Origin of the sequence: Methylocapsa sp. S129, assembly GCF_009765995.1 — a bacterium.
Classification (GTDB): Bacteria; Pseudomonadota; Alphaproteobacteria; order Rhizobiales; family Beijerinckiaceae; genus Roseiarcus.
Genome location: NZ_LMUI01000046.1, coordinates 153,209 through 168,702, shown reverse-complemented (window position 1 = coordinate 168,702; position 15,494 = coordinate 153,209). Strand labels below are relative to the sequence as shown.

Here is a 15,494-nt window from a genome sequence, read left to right as displayed (position 1 = left end):
AGCTCCGGAGGTCGGATCCCTTACGCTTCGATTAAAACTTCCCAGGCTGCACGCGATAGATGTCCGGGTTCTTGGCGTCGGCGAGGTAGAAGAGGTTGACGTTGGTGGGCGACAGCGTGCGCTGCTCCTTGTCGCCGGTGAACGAGCCCTGCAGCAGCAGCGCCGTCGTGCGCCCGGAACTATCGGCGCCGCGAAACAGCAAAACGCCGTTGTTCATCGGCGCGTTATTGACGATCGTGTCGGCCTTGTAGCCAGCTCCGAGGAAATAGGCGCGCAGCGTCTCGGCGTTCGCCGTCAGGCGCTCCGGCGTCAGCTTGTCGTCCGTCGCCTTCGACCAGGAGATGTTGACCTGGATGAGCTTCTTGGTTTTGTAGCCAAGTACATAAGCGACTTCCGCGCTGCCGCCTTCGGGCAAGACGTCGGCCGCTTTCAGGGTCAGAACTTGGGTATGCTCAATCGCGTTCTGTCCGCTCTTGATCGCGTCGGGAGAAATGGCGAAATCCTTGGCGGCGGCGGCCCGCACGTCCGCCTCCGCCATGCCGAAAAGCGCGGAGCGGAACCCCTTGACCTCAGCGACCGCATCCGCGGCTGGCGTGGCGCCGACTGAAGCTGCGGGGGTGGAGGCGGCGGCGGGGGGCGTCGCGCTACCTGCCGCGGCCGCGGTTTGGGCCAGAATCGACTCGCTAGCCCCGAGAATCGCTACGAAAATCGACCCAGCGAGCCATAAGCGCCGCAAGGTTAATGCAGAACGCAACATCATTATCGCCTCATATCGATGCGGCACAATTCGCACAGAAAATCTTGGACGGTCGGCCAATATAGGCTGACAGCGCCCCCCAATAGGCTCGATTAACACTTGATTAAGCGAAATTTTCTTGCATTGAAACAAAGATCAAAGTTAATGGATGGAAACTTTTGCGTGGATTCAGACGCTGGCGTCCGTTGCGGTTCTACTCTTGCGAAGAGTGGAAAGGTGAAGCCCTTCACTGACAAGGGCCCCGGATTGAGCCGCCGATTTGATCTCGGCAACGCCTTGCGGCGGCGCGTCCGCTCCGTGTGAGCGGAGCGCGAAGGCGTCGGTTTTTCCAGAACCTTGCGGCCTGTTTCCAGCCGCGTGAAATTTTGTTACGTTCGGTCTCCGAAGGAATTCTTGAGACGACAACGCAACCGGCTGCTTCGCAAAGCGCGTCCGGGCGCGGCGCAAGAAGGGATTCTCGTGTCGGCCGTTGATCAGACTCAGTTTGAAATCCCTCCCTTCCATCCGGCGAGCGCTATTTTCGCGCAACCGCGCTTCGCCGAGGCGCGCATGGCCTGGGTTCGCGCGATGCTTCAGCTTTACGACGACGATCCGTTCTTGAGCCGGTTTTTGAACGACCTCGGCCGCGCGCTCGTTTTCTTCAATATTCTCTGCCTGTACGCCGGTTACGAAGAACAGGACCGTGCGACCTGGCCGACGATGCGGCTGCTCAATCAGACGCTGGCAAAATTCGGCCTCGCCAGCGCGCGCCGGGTCGATGAAATTGTCGCCCGCTTCAAGGATACCGGCTATGTCGAAGCACATGCCGCGCGATTGGATCGCCGGGCGCGAATCCTCACCCCGACCGCCAAAATGCTCGTCCATGATCATCGTTGGCTGGCGGCCTATTACACGCCCCTGGACATTGTGTTTCCAGACCCCGGCTATGCCCAGGCGATGCGCCACGATCCCGCCTTCCAGAAGGCCCAGCGCAAAGCGGCGCGCCACCTGTCCGGCTATGCCGCCAAACTCATGGGGGACAACCCGACGGTCATGCATTTCATGGCGCGCGAGGCGGGTATGATGGTGCTGATCAAATTGGTCGAACTTGATCAGACCCATGATGGCCGCGGTCTGGCGCGGTTTTCGTTCGCCGACCTCGCGCGCAGTTTCGGAATCTCGAGGACCCATGTCCGCACCATGCTTCAGGAGGCTGAGGGGATGGGCCTGGTCAAGCTGTCGAAGGGCCGGGCGGGCGTCGAGGCTCTCGCGCCTTCGCTCATTGAGGCTTTCGACCGTTTCGTGGCCGATTGCATGTCCGGCAACGATCTCATTTTCCGTATGGCGATGGCCGGTTTTGACGGTCGCGCGACATAGGCGCGCCTGGAGTGGCTGCGCCTCCAGGAGAGTCGGCGTTCGCTTGACACGGATCGCACCGTTCGATCAGGCAGGATGCGCCGCCGCGGCCGGTGGCGGAATTGATTAGCTGCGCCGATATGTTTCGACGGCGTCAAACTGCATGGAATCGGCTTTGTCGATACGGGTGTGTTTCGGCTTCGAATATTGATCCCCATCGGCGTCCAAAATCGACCCCTGCGTGGCGCGAAATTCTCAAACGGGCATCGGCGTTTAAATGATGTGCGGTGGGGTCAATGTTGGGCGCCGATAGGGGATCAAACGTCGCGCCGGTCTACAACCGGGGCGGCGGAATTCGAGTGGGACCAGTCTATTACAAAACACCCGAGGAGATTGATCGTGTCATCGGAGCCATCGACGAAGTAATGAATGGTCGGTAATCGGCTTGGCCAGAGACTGGGGAGTTGACGTCTGAGTGCCCTCAGGCATCAGGAAGCTGACATTCGACCATCCTCTTCTCAATCAGCCACTGCACCGACTCGCACACCGCCTCGATCGAGCCATAGCGCGGCTGATAACCTAGCTTCCGCTGCGCCTTGGCGATGCTGCAATTGGGGCTGTGGGCGATATGGTCGTAGGTCTGACCGGCCTCGCGCTCGCTTTGCTCGGCTTTCCATTCCGGCCACGGCTGATAGCGCAGTCGGGGTTCGCGACCGAACCAGGCGGCCATCGTTTCGGCATAACCGCGAAGCGTCACGGCGGCGGGCGAGACGGCGTGGAAGGCTTCGCCGACCGAGGCGCTCCAATTGGCGATAGCGGCCATGATGATTTGGGCGACGTCGTCGGCATGGACATGATGAACGGTCTCCAAGCCGAAATTCGGCAAGGCAAGTTCTTCGCCTTTAGCCAGCGTTGTGAAGACGCGCGGATTGAAATGGCCGGCAGGGTTGAGCGGCGCCCAGCCCGGGCCGACGATATGGCCGGGATGAATGATGGTCGCCGGAAATGAATGTTTGCGCGCCATTTCGAGGAGATAGGTTTCGACGCCTGCCTTCTGGATTCCGTATTCGCCGAACGGGCGGCGCGGCTGCATCTCAGTGGTGGGAACCTCGACGCTGGGGCCATGCACCCAGATCGTTCCTATGTGCAGGAAATGTTGCACCTGTCCGCGCAGCGCTTCAACAAGATGCCGCGCGCTCGGCTCGGTGAAGCAGATCATGTCGATGACGATGTCGGGCCGCAACTCGCTAATTTTGCGGCCGAACGTCCCGGCCCTTTCTTCTTCGTCGCGCGAGAGCGACACTTTGTGCACGGATTTCCAGGCGCCGTGCGGCTGATAGGGCTCGCGCTCACCGCGGCTGACGGAAACGACCTCGAATCCTGCGGCGACGAGGCGTGGGACGAGATAGGTGCCGACGTGGCCGCTTCCACCGATGATGACGACGCGAGACATGGGTCGTTTCCGTTGGGCTGGGGTTGGGAGCGGCCAGACTAACACTACTCTGATGGATTTTTGCGCTGAGCTCAGTTTTGGGGTTGAAGTAAGCCACTATCGCGGCGTGAAGGGCGAGGTGTGGTTTGGCGTGGGGTCCTGAAGCCGATCAGCATCGCATGCCCCCGATATTTTGGGCAACGGAGGGGGGCAAGCAACGGCTCTGACGCATTTCTGATGATGAGGGGTAAATCCACGATGACAAGCTGCCTTTTTGGTCTGGCGCCCGGCCCTCGGCCCATGACGACGCGGCCCAAATGGTCTGTACGGCGCGCAAATCTGCGCGAAAATGTCAGTCCTGTACGCCTTCAACTCGCTGCATCATCGAGGTTGCGTCAGAGCCAAGTGGCCGCGCCAAATAGCAGGTGAAAACTGTCAGGCGCGGTCTAGACGTCGCCATCAAGCGCTTTCGCAACGATCTCGGTCTGCTCCTTTTCATGCCGGTCGATCGAGCCGCCGGCGGCCGCCGCCATCGGCGGTCTACCGACGAACCGCAGCGTGATTTTTCCGGTGATTTCAACAAACTGTTCGAAAGCAAAGGAAAATCCGCCCTGGTTTCGCGGTTCTTCCTGACACCAGACGAGTTCAGCGTCGGGGTGGTCGATTAGCACTTCTCGGATTTCGTCAAAAGGAAATGGATAGAGCTGTTCGATACGAACAAGAGCGACGTGATCAAGCTTCTCGCGGAGCCGAAGCTCATCGAGTGGGTAGAAAATCTTTCCAGAACAGAATACGATTCGCATGCATGCCGACGAAGCGGGCGTAACAATAACAGGTCGAAATGCGGTGCCGGGCCCCATGTCCGCGAGCGTCGACTGGCAATGCTTTTCGCGCAACAGGGACTTCGGCGTGATCAGGAACAGAGGGGCCCGGCGGGGGCCTCTCTGCTGACGCCGTAGCAGGTGAAACAGATTTGCCGGCGTTGAGGGCACGGCGACTGTGATGTTCCCTCCGGCGCAACTTTGCAGAATTCTCTCAATTCGCGCCGAAGAGTGGTCAGGACCCTGTCCTTCGAGACCATGCGGCAGGGCGATCACAAGCGATGACTGCATCTTCCATTTCGCCTCGGCGGTGACAATATACTGATCAACCGCGATCTGAGCGCCATTCAGGAAGTCGCCGAACTGGGCTTCCCAAACAATCAGTCTATCGGGATCTGCCAGGCTCATCCCATATTCGAAGGCGAGAACGCCATATTCGGTCAACGGAGAGTTGATCGCGTCGAAACGAACGGCGCCCTCAGCGACATTCTTTAACAGAATTACCGCCCGCCCATTCTTCGAGTCGTGGAAGGCCAGGTGTCGCTGGGTAAAGGCGCCGCGAACGCAATCCTGACCGCTTAAGCGGACGGAGGTGCCTTCGACGAGTAGACTTCCGAAAGCCAGCGCTTCTGCGGTCGCCATGTTGATGCCAGCGCCCTTTTCAATCGAGTCCCGACGGGCTCTTGCGAAGGTGAGGACCTTCGGGTCTGGCGTGAAGTCGTCCGGTATCTCCGTAATCGTTTTCCCGATGGCCAAAAGGCTGATCAAGGGAATGCCGGTCGCGCCATCCGTCTCCGACGTCCGTTTGCCATTGATCTCAGGGAAAACGTCAGTGTCGGCTACGCCGTCGTTTGGCTTAAGTCTGTCGCATGTTTCGTAGGCCTCAGCCAATTGCTGCGCGAACTGATCGCGCTTCGCCTCCGCTGAATCGAGGGCCTTACGCGACCGTGCGTGCACCAACTCTGTGAACAGGACGCGCAAGGTCGGGTGCTTTTCTATGGTCGAGTAAGGACGGGGCTGCGTGAATCGGGGCTCGTCGAGTTCATTATGACCATTGCGACGGTAGCAAACGAGATCGATGATCACGCCTCGTCCAGTTCGCCGTTGCCAGGCATGCGCCACACGTGCGACCGCGGCCGCCGCGATGGGGTCATCTCCGTTCACGTGAAGAATCGGTATTCCGTACGCTTTACCAATGTCGGTGGGGTAGGGCGTCGAGCGTCCCTCGCTGGGGAGCGTTGTGAACCCGATTTGATTGTTGACGACGAGATGCATGGTTCCGCCGGGCGTATATCCTTCAAGCCCATCGAGTTGAAGCAACTCGCTCACCAGCCCCTGTCCGGCGAAAGCGGCATCTGTATGCATCATTAACGGCAGCACTGTCCCTGGCGCTCCTCCACGGGCCCGCAATTCCTGGCGAGCCCTTGCCGCCCCGGCCGCGACCGCGGCGACCACGATGAGATGGGAGGGATGCGGCAGCAGTCGCACATCCAGCGGACCGCAATCTGTTTCGACCCGTGCTGCAAGGCCGTTGTGATACGGGACGTCGCCGGTATAGAAAGCATCGCCGCCGGTGATGTCGCGGCCTTTGATCTCCGAAATCAGGGCGGGCAGGGATTTTCCTAGCGCGGTTGCGAGCGTCGCCAGCCGCCCCCGATGCATGCCGCCGATAACAACCTCCGCCTGACGCGAGCGCGCGGCCGATCGGAAGATCTCGTTGAGGATGACTATGGACGATTCCGAGCCCTCGACGCCAAAGCGTTTCTTGGAGGGCCATTTCGTTTTGATGAAGCGTTCGAACTCGTCAGCGAGTAAAACGGACTCCAGGGTGTGCGCCAGATCTCTTTCGTCCGCTTCGGACAAGAGTTCCTTTTCAAAAGTCTCGTAGATCCAGGCCCGATCGACGGAGTCGCCAATGTGTTCGGCCTCAAGCGCCGCATGGCCGCTATAGACACTGCGGAGGATCTCGTCCGCCCGCTCTCCCGCGACGCTGAGCTTCTTGCCCGCAAACGAGAGATCAATTGTCGCCGAGGACATCCGCGCTCTCGCGTTGGCGATTTCAGGCGCCTCAACGCTGCCCGTCAAATCCAGGGGATCCAGCCGCGCTCCGCGGTGACCATGGGCTCGGTAGGCGTCAACGAGCGCCCGACCCACTAAAGAGGCGTCCTGTTCACCACGAACAGGGCCGCCATCAAGGGTTTCGAAATGCACCATCCAGTCGGATGGCACGGACTGCGGATCCTTCCGGTAGCGGGCATAGAGGTCCATGAAAAATGAACTGTCGCCGGAAATCGGAAGATTCATTATTGTCGCTCACTTCACGCGGTCAGTCCAAGGGTCGCCGTCGTTGCATATTTACCTCCCGGTAGGGCGCGTCGCGTCAAGACGATAGAGACGCGCGGGTCTCTGGAGAAGCCGTGACGCGTGCCGACTTGTCCCGCCGCTCAATCGCAGAAGTTGCCGCCCCCAAGCTCGCGCTCTCATGGTTCTACGAGCTCAGAGGTCAGCTCTGGCCTTACTTTATCCGAAAGGCAGCGGATTCCATTTTTTCCAAATACGCGTGGAAACTATCATAGAGCAAAGTCGTTTCTCTAAAGAAATCAGAGCCTTGAGGCTTGGCTGGGGCGGGAGGATTCGAACCTCCGTATGGCGGAATCAAAATCCGCTTGATTATCCAACGATTTCAGTGTGCGTTTGGAAAAACAACGAAAACAGGCTCCAGCAGTTTCAATAGCTTGGCAACCGTTTCCAAATGAAAACAGCTCTGGCGGTCCGATAATTCCCGGCAGCAGGCTAAGTTCAGCGGACAAGGCCGCAATCACGACGTCAAACATTGGAAGGTGACCAATCGACGGCCGCTCGTCTCGCCGCCTGAGAGAGGAACCTGCTGAAAACGACGGATTACGCGACGGCCGATTTTGGACCAATCTACGAGGAGCGCATAGTTTTACAGCGTTTATTTGTCTCTGAAATCTGAGCAGGGAACCGTGATCTGGGGCGGCACGTGATGTTGGTCCGTGATCATCATGCTGCGCCGACCTCCATCCCATTCGGTACTTCTGCGGCACGGCAAATCATCAGATTCCTCCGATCCGCCTCTTCCTGCTGGGGAGAAACGCTCCGAGTCGTCGTAATCGACGCGCTGCTGGTCTTCCGCGTCCTTCTCTTTCGCAGCAACGACGGCGCCGCCGATGACGTCGGAGTGACCGTTGAGATATTTGGTTGTCGAGTGAATGACAAAATCGGCGCCGAGCGTGATCGGCTGCTGAAGGGCGGGCGAGAGGAAAGTGTTGTCGACGGCGACCTCGGCGCCGACTGTCTTCGCCCTCCTCGCGATTTCGGAAATATCGACGACGCGCATGAGCGGATTGCTGGGCGTCTCGATCAGGACGAGAGCCGGGATACGCTCGAAGGCGGCCTCGATCGCAATCGGATCATTCTGGTCGACGAACGCCACCTCGAACTGACGCCTGGCGGCGCGCAGGCCGAGCAGCCGGCAGGTACCACCGTAGCAATTATGCCGCGACGACGAGATCATCTGGCTGGAGACGGGATAGGACCAGATCGACGGCCGCCATTCCGCTCGCCGTAATAACAGCGGCCGCGCCGCCCTCCAGCTGCGCGAGCGTATCGGCCAGTTGATCGCGTGTCGGATTTTTCGTGCGTGAATATTCATAGGCGCCCGGGCCGATCAAAGCCGGGGGAATCTATAACTGCTTGAGAGATAGAGTGGCGGCGCCAAGGCGCCGAAGGCGGCGTCCTCGCCGGTGCCGTTTGCGGCGGCGATCGTTTCCGGCACTTTGGTCGTCCTCATGACTCTGCGTACTTCATCGTTCAAACGGGCCCGGAGGCTCCATCAATCCGCCGGCACGCGGCAAGGACTTCGGTTCGATCCTGCGGTCGATCACGATTCTCGAGCGCCACGCTCACCCGTTTATTCATGCTCGCGCCGACCGTCGTCTGTTCGCTGCCGCAGGCGGTGCGTCGACGGACGCAATAGCGAGCAAAGCTCTCAGCGGCGCCCGCGGTCGGACGAGGTCGCTGAGGGTATAGCCGTCGAGCACTTCGACGAACGCCCCGCGCGCTTTGTCCAGCGCGCCCTTCAGCACACAGCACGACCGGATCGCGCAAAGGTCGTCGACAGGCTTGAAGCACGGCACGAGCGCCATATCTGGCTCGGTACGTCGCACGACCTCGCCGAGTCCGATTTTCTCGGCCGGTTTCGCCAAGCGTAAACCGCCGCCTCTGCCGCGGACCGTCCCGACATAGCCGCCAACGCCCAATTGATGGGCGACCTTCATAAGGTGGTTTTTCGAAATACCGTAGCTGTCGGCGACTTCCGCGATCGTCGCGAGCCCATCGTCCTTGAGCGCAAGATACATGAGCAGCCGCAATGCGTAGTCGGTGTAGACGGTGAGGCGCACAGGGGAACTCCGGCAGCGCGATGACGAAAACATATATCCTACGTATTGCTTTCCGACAAGTATGATGTAAGATGTGCGAAAGATACATGTTTAGATACGAGGAGACTTCGATGAGAAACAGCGCTTCGATTGGCGCCGCCTTGGCATGGCCGTTTCTGCTGCCGGGAGATTTTGCCTGCGATGTCTTGGGGATGGGCAAGACCGAATATCGCGATCTCGTCCGCATGCTGATCAACTCGCTGGTCTGGACGACGATCGGCGTCTTTGTGGTCGCGCTGGCGGTGTGATGGAGAAGGCTATGAAAATCGAGCGCATTTCCGAAGAGGGAATCGACCGCCTCGTCGATTGTTTCTACGCGAAGATCCGAGTCGACCCCGATCTCGGTCCGATTTTCGAACGAGTCGTGCGAGGCAAGTGGGAGCCGCATTTGGCGACGATGCGTAACTTCTGGTCATCGGTGATGCTGACGAGCGGTCGTTACAAGGGCGCCCCGGTTCCGGCGCATCTTCGGATCAAGGCCATCCAGCCGCCGATGTTCGACCGCTGGCTGCGGCTCTTTGGCGAGACGTGCGACGAGCTGTTTGAAGACGAAGTCGCCGAGGCGTTTCGCGTCAAAGCGGCCCGTATCGCCGAGAGCCTGAAGCTCGCCTTGTTTTTCCGCCCAGAGCTCATCGCGCCGGGGAAATCTTCATGACCTTCGTCGTCACCGACAATTGCATCAAGTGCAAATACATGGACTGCGTCGAAGTGTGCCCCGTCGACTGTTTCTACGAGGGCGACAACATGCTGGTCATCCATCCCGACGAGTGCATCGACTGTGGCGTATGCGAGCCCGAATGTCCCGCAGAGGCCATCGTCTCCGATGGCGAACCCGGCCTCGAGAAATGGCTCAGATTGAACGCCGAATATGCGCGGGTCTGGCCGAATATCACGATCAAGCGCGACCCTCCCGCCGACGCCAAGGAATTTGACGGCAAACCGAACAAGCTCGAGAGCTATTTCTCGCCTCGTCCAGGACAAGGTGACTAGCCCGTTACACGAACTTACTTGTCTGATCTCCCGGACGATCACCTCCTCTTGCTTTGGTACGTGACCGTCGGCTTCGGTGGAGAATCCGCGTTTGTTAGCTGAGGCGTAGACGACTGATCGGGATCCTTTGGGTGGCGGATATTTTCTGTTTTCAGCGCGGGAGTCGGAGTTGTGGGCGGACGGCGTCCAGCTGAGTGCCTCATTATCGCGTAGATCGGCATTGGCGCGTCGCTGCGTCGATCTCGGACTCTGTGGCCAGTCAGAGTTCCGCGATTAGCGGCCGTCGCAGGGGATGCTCGCCCGAATCCTCGACGATTATTTCGCGCGAAGTTGGCCAATTGCGCTAAGCCAGTTTTCCATATGGAAGGTCTTGGCGATCTTGCCGTCCTTGATTGTCTGAATATCGAGCGCCATCATTCTGAAACTCTTGCCGGTGTGCGGAACCCCAAAAAGATCGCCCGCCGGCGTCCCGGTCACGTCGCCGCGCACGATGACGCGGTCGCCGGCGATAAGGACCTCCTTGATGTCGAACTTCATGTCGGGAATGGTATTGGCGAAGTTCGAGACCACCTTGATCGACGTTTCGCGGCCCCAGCATTCATTCGGCAAATAACCGGAACAGGATTCGTAGTCCGGGGTCAGGATCTGTTCCTGGATGGCCCGCACATCGCCGCGGTCGGCGACATTGAATAGGGCGTACCAGGGCGCAATGGTCGCGCGGGCCTGCGCTTCCGTGAGGCTTTCGGCCGACGCGGCGGAACCGCCAGTCGCCAAGACGGCCGCGATGGCAAGTTGAGCGAGTCGTACAATTGTCGTCATGACGTTTTCTCTTCTGTTGGCGGGAACTCGTGGTGCGCACGAAATCGGAGCACGGTATATGTATGTTGACCGACATATTATGATGGTCGACATACCGAATAGCAAGCTCTAATTTGCGCTATGACCAAGGGGCTCGATTCCAGAGAAAAGACTATCCGCGCGGCGGCGAGGCTGTTCCGACAACAGGGTTATCATGGCACTGGTCTTCAAGACATTCTGAAGGCGGCGGGCTCTCCGCGAGGTTCGCTCTATTTTCACTTTCCTGGCGGCAAGGAGGAAATCGGCGTGGCGGCCATCGCGTTCTACGCCGAAGCTGTACGTGCGATGATGGCCGCGGCGGCGGAAGCCTCAGAAACCGCTGGGCGCTTTCTTGCGCTGGTTGTGCAGAACATGGCGGCGGACGCCGAGCGCGCCGACTACAAGGAGGGATGTCCGATCGCAGCCGTCGCGCTGGACACTCTTGGGCAATCCGCAGCCCTCGGTGCGGCGACGCGCACAGCCTTTCAGACGTGGGAACTCGAGATCAAACGCGGTCTCGAGCGCTTCGGCACGAAGGGCAAGGACCCGGAGGCGGTCGCCTCGGCTGTGCTCAGCCAACTCGAAGGCGCATTGCTCCTTGCGCGAACCTACCGAAGCCTTGAGCCCTTCCGCCACGCTGAGACGGCCGTGAAGGGTATGGTGGATGTTCCTCACCGGCCGAGCCGGCGGGAACAGCGCGCCTGACGCACCTCAGCTTCGACCGGCGCAAGCGCCTGAATAAAAGGAGAGCCAGATGAAGGTTGCGATCCTCGATGACTATCAGAATGTCGCGCTCGCGATGGCGGACTGGTCTTCCGTCGCTGGCAGAGCCGAAATCACCGTCTTCAACGACCATGTCGCCGATGGGGATGCTCTCGTCGAAAGGCTGCGACCTTTCGACGTGATCTGCGTGATGCGGGAACGGACGCCGTTGCCGCGCGAAGTCATCGAACGTCTTCCGCACCTCAAGCTGATCGCCTCGACAGGAGGGCGCAACGCTTCGATCGACATGGTCGCCGCGGACGCGCGCGGCATTCGTGTCACAGCGACCGGCTACCGATCGACGCCTACGATCGAGATGACCTGGGCGCTCATCCTCGCCAGCGTGCGCGAAATCGTCCGGGAGAGCAATTCCATCCGCGACGGCGGCTGGCAGACATCGATCGGACGGGAGCTTGAGGGCAAGACGCTCGGCGTGCTTGGTCTGGGCAATATCGGCGGACAGGTCGCGCGCATCGGTCTCGCCTTCGACATGAAGGTCATCGCCTGGAGCCAGAACATGACACCCCAAATCGCTGAAGCTGCGGGGGCGACATTGGCCACGAAGAAAGACCTGTTCCGCGAAGCCGACGTGGTGACTATCCATCTCATACTCAGTAAGCGCACGCGTGGGCTTGTCGGCGCCGCCGAGCTCGCGCTCATGAGGCCCACCTCCCGGCTGATCAATACCTCGCGCGGCCCCATCGTCGATGAAAACGCTCTCATCGACGCCTTGACACGGCGCACGATTGCCGGAGCCGCGCTCGACGTTTTCGACGCAGAGCCTTTGTCGGCCGATCACCCCTTCCGGAGTTTGGACAATGTATTGGCGACGCCGCATATCGGCTATGTCGCGGAAGACCTCTACCGGACGTTTTACGGTGGCGCGGCCAGAAGCATCGGCGAATGGCTGAGTGACGCAGGTTCAAGATCGAGGAAATGAAGCACGGACGCGAACATGGCGGCGTCAACAAGTCCGCGCTTGCTGGGGCTGAGTTGGATGGCAGCCACATCGGCTTGGTGAAACAGCTGGCACGCTATCTTCGCCTCACGGTCATCGGAGCGCTTTCCTGGTCTCTCTATCTGGTTCAAGAAGGAGCGCGACGCGCCCGCATCGATAGCGAAACAGATCCTCCGCACTCTACGCGCCAGCGTCGAGAGTGCAAAATAGAACGTCGGGTCGCGAAAACTTCGGAGCTCGCAACGGATCACGAATTCTGGGCGGCGGATGCTCGCCGCAGCCCGCGCGGCGGTTGACCGTATATGCGCACGAAGGCCCTCCGCATACGCTCCTTGTCTCCAAATCCTACGTGGCGTGCGATCATCTCGATCGGCTCGGTCCCCTCCTGCACGCGAGGAAGGGCCACCTCCGCTCGCAATCGCTCCACGGCTCGTCCAGGAGTGTCGCCAGTCTCTTTCAGGAACAACCGGGCAAACTGGCGCGCGCTAATCCGCGCAGCCCCGGCCATCCTCTCGACGGAAAGCGGTTCGTGTAGATGCTCTCGTGCGAACTTCAATGCGTCTCTGATCCGGTCGGAAGGCGGCTCCAGTTCAAGCATCGCGGAAAACTGTGACTGACCGCCAGACCTGCGGTGATAAACGACCATTTCCCTCGCAACCGCCTTCGATACGTCGATGCCGAAATCATCTTCGATCAAAGCCAGCGTCAAATCGATGCCTGCCGTAATCCCGGCAGAAGTCCAGATATTGCCGTCCTTCACAAAAATCCGATCTGCATCGACGCGCACTTTCGGAAAGCGTCTTTGCAGTTCGACCGCATGTCGCCAATGAGTCGTTGCCGCACGGCCGTCCAGGAGTCCTGCCGCGGCCAGCAGGAAAGCCCCAGTGCAGATGCTAGCGATACGCCTCGCCCGAGGCGCCAAGTCCTCGATGAGCGCAATGGTCTCGGCCGCGCTTTCGAGAGTGTAGTCAGGCGGACCACCGACGATCAAAAGCGTATCCAGGTGGCTACAGGGCACAGGCTCCGAGGCGCGAATAGGCACTCCTGAGCAACTCGCGACCGAGCCCCCCCGAGCCGAAAAGACGAGCGGCAGGTAGGAGGCTCGGTTTGTCCCCGTCGCCAAGTTCAAGGCGCATAAGGGACCGCTCAGATCGAGCAGCTCGAAGCCAGGAAAAACGATCACCCAGACGGACCGACAAGAATCCCTAACCACCGCTGCGGCCTTTCTCGCCGGCCCTTCTGGTTCCAAATCAAGGGCAATGCCAAACATCAATACCAGACGGCAGTATTCGAGGCAAATATGTCATTTCTGCCATCCTCGCTCTCGCGTATCCTCCCGGCAGCCAAACCTCGAAAGGATACGCAATGCCCAAGGAACTCCGGCAGACAGACCTCCCCTCACTCAACAAGCTCCGGGCAGGCACGTCGCCAGCGGGAGTGCCTCCCTTTAGAGTCGGCATTTTGATCGGCCCGGGTTTCATTCCGATGGACATGGTGGGCATCCAAACGGTATTCGGCTTGTTGCCGGGGGCGGAAATACATCTTCTTTGGAAGACGACCGATCTGGTCGAGGGCTTTCCATCATGGTGGACCGAACCGACGACGACGTTCAGCGAATGCCCGCAACTCGACGTTTTCGCCGTTCCGATGCTACCGCCGGAAATTCAGAACGACCCGGAGGTCATTGAGTTCACCTCCAAACATGGTCGCGCTGCGCGATACGTCATCGGAATCTGCAACGGCGTTCTGTTGCTCGGCGCCGCCGGGCTTCTCAAAGGCAAGCGAGCCACGACAAGTCACAACTCGCTATCGATTCTGTCTCAATTGGGGGCGTCCGAAGCTGTCACTGGCCACTCCGGCGTCGTGGTCGACGGTAATCTCTTTACGGCCGGGCCGGGAGTAGGAAGTTTCGAAGCCGCGCTGCTCGTCGCGGAGCAAGCCTTCGGGCGCCCAGCTGGCGAACTCGCCGAACTCATAATCGAGTATGACCCGCATCCGCCGTTTGGCACCGGAACGGTTACGAACGCCCCCAAACCCCTAGTCGACGCCTTCGAAGGCCTTATGGACGAAATGATCGGACACTATCGAAAAGGAGCCGTCGACGTATTCGGTCAGCGATCTGTCCGGTAAGCAGCAACCACGTCCATCGATCGAACGCGACGAGCACGAGCAACTCCCGGCCACAGGAGAGATTTATGGCTGCTTTAGCGGATCTCGGCGTGGTTTCGGCGGCTCGGATGATCGCCTGCGGGGAATGCTCGTCGCGCGAACTTATCGTCGAATTACTGAAAAGTGCTGAGAGCGCGCGAGACCTGAATGCGTTCATCAGCCTCGATGCACAGCAGGCTATCGCCGAGGCGGACGCTGCCGACCGCCGCCTCAGCGCGGGCGCGCCCCTCGGGCGATTAGACGGGGTGCCGGTCACCTTCAAAGACAACATTGACGTCGTCGGATTGCCGACGACGGCGGGCTCGAGCCTATTACGTCAGCACTATCCGAGGCGAGACGCCAAGGTAGTCGACGTCTTGCGGGCGTCCGGCGTTATCGTCTTTGGCAAAACCGGCATGCACGAATTTGCTTTCGGCGCCACGTCCAACAACGCAGCCTTTGGAGCAATCCACAATCCCTACGTGCAGCCGACGTCAGTTTGTCAATCGTACATCATGAGGCGCGTGAGCAGCTCTCTCATTTCCTTAGGGAGGAGTGCGACAATTTAACTCTTGTGGGCGCGCAAGAGCTAATTGTCAGCTCGGACGTACGGAACATTTTCGAGACGCTTGTCGCGCTCGAGGACACCGACTCGCGCGCAAAATACGAACTAGCGCGACGCTCGTCATTGCCGGCGCTCCAGCGGGCCTATGCCGAAGCCTTCATGGCGCAACGCGTCGATGCGATCGTTTACCCTGTATGTCCGATTCGCGCGCCGCTCATCGGCGAAGATAATGCAGTTCAACTAAACGGCCGACCGGTCCCTACGTTTCCGACTCTGATCCGAAACACCGATCCGCCTTCAGCCGCCGGCCTCCCAGGCCTGGCGGTTCCCATAGGCTTCGACTCCAACTCCGTTCCCGTCGGATTGGCTGTAGACAAGCTGCCCGGTCAAGACCGCGAACTGCTTTCGCTTGGTCTCCTTCTTGAG

At 59.7% G+C, this 15,494-nt stretch carries 15 protein-coding genes and 1 pseudogene; 9 read left to right on the top strand and 7 right to left on the bottom strand.

Annotated features, from left to right (window positions below):
* Positions 1-31: 31 nt before the first annotated feature.
* On the bottom strand, positions 32-760 hold the full coding sequence (locus GSQ90_RS24205) for a hypothetical protein (protein ID WP_158817526.1): 729 nt from the start codon (positions 758-760) through the stop codon (positions 32-34).
* A gap of 456 nt (positions 761-1,216) precedes the next feature.
* Here GSQ90_RS24205 and GSQ90_RS24200 point away from each other — a divergent pair, with 456 nt between their 5' ends.
* Positions 1,217-2,113 (top strand): hypothetical protein, encoded by an 897-nt coding sequence (locus GSQ90_RS24200; protein ID WP_210254965.1) that lies wholly within the window; start codon positions 1,217-1,219, stop codon positions 2,111-2,113.
* Between the two features lie 460 nt (positions 2,114-2,573).
* Here the strand turns inward: GSQ90_RS24200 and GSQ90_RS24195 are convergent, their stop codons facing one another.
* The 4 genes and pseudogenes from GSQ90_RS24195 to GSQ90_RS24180 form a co-directional block, all read right to left on the bottom strand.
* Positions 2,574-3,545 (bottom strand): NAD(P)-dependent oxidoreductase, encoded by a 972-nt coding sequence (locus GSQ90_RS24195; protein ID WP_158817524.1) that lies wholly within the window; start codon positions 3,543-3,545, stop codon positions 2,574-2,576.
* A 425-nt stretch (positions 3,546-3,970) separates the two neighbouring features.
* Complete coding sequence (locus GSQ90_RS24190; RefSeq protein ID WP_158817523.1) at positions 3,971-6,649, bottom strand: 2-oxoglutarate dehydrogenase E1 component; 2,679 nt, start codon at positions 6,647-6,649, stop codon at positions 3,971-3,973.
* Positions 6,650-7,484: 835 nt separating this feature from the next.
* Positions 7,485-8,159: pseudogene (locus tag GSQ90_RS24185) on the bottom strand (PLP-dependent transferase); the annotation flags it as partial.
* Positions 8,160-8,283: 124 nt separating this feature from the next.
* Positions 8,284-8,769, bottom strand: a complete 486-nt coding sequence (locus tag GSQ90_RS24180) for an Rrf2 family transcriptional regulator (protein ID WP_158817522.1) — start codon at positions 8,767-8,769, stop codon at positions 8,284-8,286.
* A 110-nt stretch (positions 8,770-8,879) separates the two neighbouring features.
* Here GSQ90_RS24180 and GSQ90_RS24175 point away from each other — a divergent pair, with 110 nt between their 5' ends.
* The 3 genes from GSQ90_RS24175 to fdxA all read left to right on the top strand — a co-directional run bounded on the left by GSQ90_RS24175 (position 8,880) and on the right by fdxA (position 9,798).
* Positions 8,880-9,056, top strand: a complete 177-nt coding sequence (locus GSQ90_RS24175; RefSeq protein ID WP_158817521.1) for a hypothetical protein — start codon at positions 8,880-8,882, stop codon at positions 9,054-9,056.
* Between the two features lie 140 nt (positions 9,057-9,196).
* On the top strand, positions 9,197-9,463 hold the full coding sequence (locus tag GSQ90_RS24170; RefSeq protein WP_246731746.1) for a group III truncated hemoglobin: 267 nt from the start codon (positions 9,197-9,199) through the stop codon (positions 9,461-9,463).
* Positions 9,460-9,798 (top strand): ferredoxin FdxA, encoded by a 339-nt coding sequence (gene fdxA, locus GSQ90_RS24165; RefSeq protein WP_158817519.1) that lies wholly within the window; start codon positions 9,460-9,462, stop codon positions 9,796-9,798. The genes GSQ90_RS24170 and fdxA overlap by 4 nt, the downstream gene beginning before the upstream one ends.
* 315 nt (positions 9,799-10,113) lie before the next feature.
* Here fdxA and GSQ90_RS24160 read toward each other — a convergent pair whose 3' ends face one another.
* On the bottom strand, positions 10,114-10,617 hold the full coding sequence (locus GSQ90_RS24160; protein ID WP_158817518.1) for an ester cyclase: 504 nt from the start codon (positions 10,615-10,617) through the stop codon (positions 10,114-10,116).
* A 120-nt stretch (positions 10,618-10,737) separates the two neighbouring features.
* Here GSQ90_RS24160 and GSQ90_RS24155 point away from each other — a divergent pair, with 120 nt between their 5' ends.
* Positions 10,738-11,340, top strand: a complete 603-nt coding sequence (locus tag GSQ90_RS24155; RefSeq protein WP_158817517.1) for a TetR/AcrR family transcriptional regulator — start codon at positions 10,738-10,740, stop codon at positions 11,338-11,340.
* 49 nt (positions 11,341-11,389) lie between these two features.
* Positions 11,390-12,337, top strand: coding sequence for a D-2-hydroxyacid dehydrogenase family protein (locus GSQ90_RS24150; protein ID WP_158817516.1), 948 nt, complete (start codon positions 11,390-11,392; stop codon positions 12,335-12,337).
* A gap of 265 nt (positions 12,338-12,602) precedes the next feature.
* Here GSQ90_RS24150 and GSQ90_RS24145 read toward each other — a convergent pair whose 3' ends face one another.
* A complete protein-coding gene (locus tag GSQ90_RS24145) occupies positions 12,603-13,625 on the bottom strand; it encodes a GlxA family transcriptional regulator (protein WP_158817548.1) in 1,023 nt (340 codons plus the stop codon).
* A 95-nt stretch (positions 13,626-13,720) separates the two neighbouring features.
* On the opposite strand from GSQ90_RS24145, the gene GSQ90_RS24140 reads away from it, so the two are divergent.
* From GSQ90_RS24140 to GSQ90_RS32925, 3 genes are all read left to right on the top strand, one after another.
* Positions 13,721-14,485, top strand: a complete 765-nt coding sequence (locus GSQ90_RS24140; protein ID WP_158817515.1) for a DJ-1/PfpI family protein — start codon at positions 13,721-13,723, stop codon at positions 14,483-14,485.
* A gap of 65 nt (positions 14,486-14,550) precedes the next feature.
* The gene (locus GSQ90_RS32525) at positions 14,551-15,072 is read left to right on the top strand and encodes an amidase family protein (RefSeq protein WP_158817514.1); all 522 of its coding nucleotides are present in this window, start codon (positions 14,551-14,553) and stop codon (positions 15,070-15,072) included.
* A 5-nt stretch (positions 15,073-15,077) separates the two neighbouring features.
* Positions 15,078-15,494, top strand: a 417-nt coding sequence (locus GSQ90_RS32925; RefSeq protein WP_371418441.1) for an amidase family protein, incomplete at its 3' end; no start/stop codon positions are given.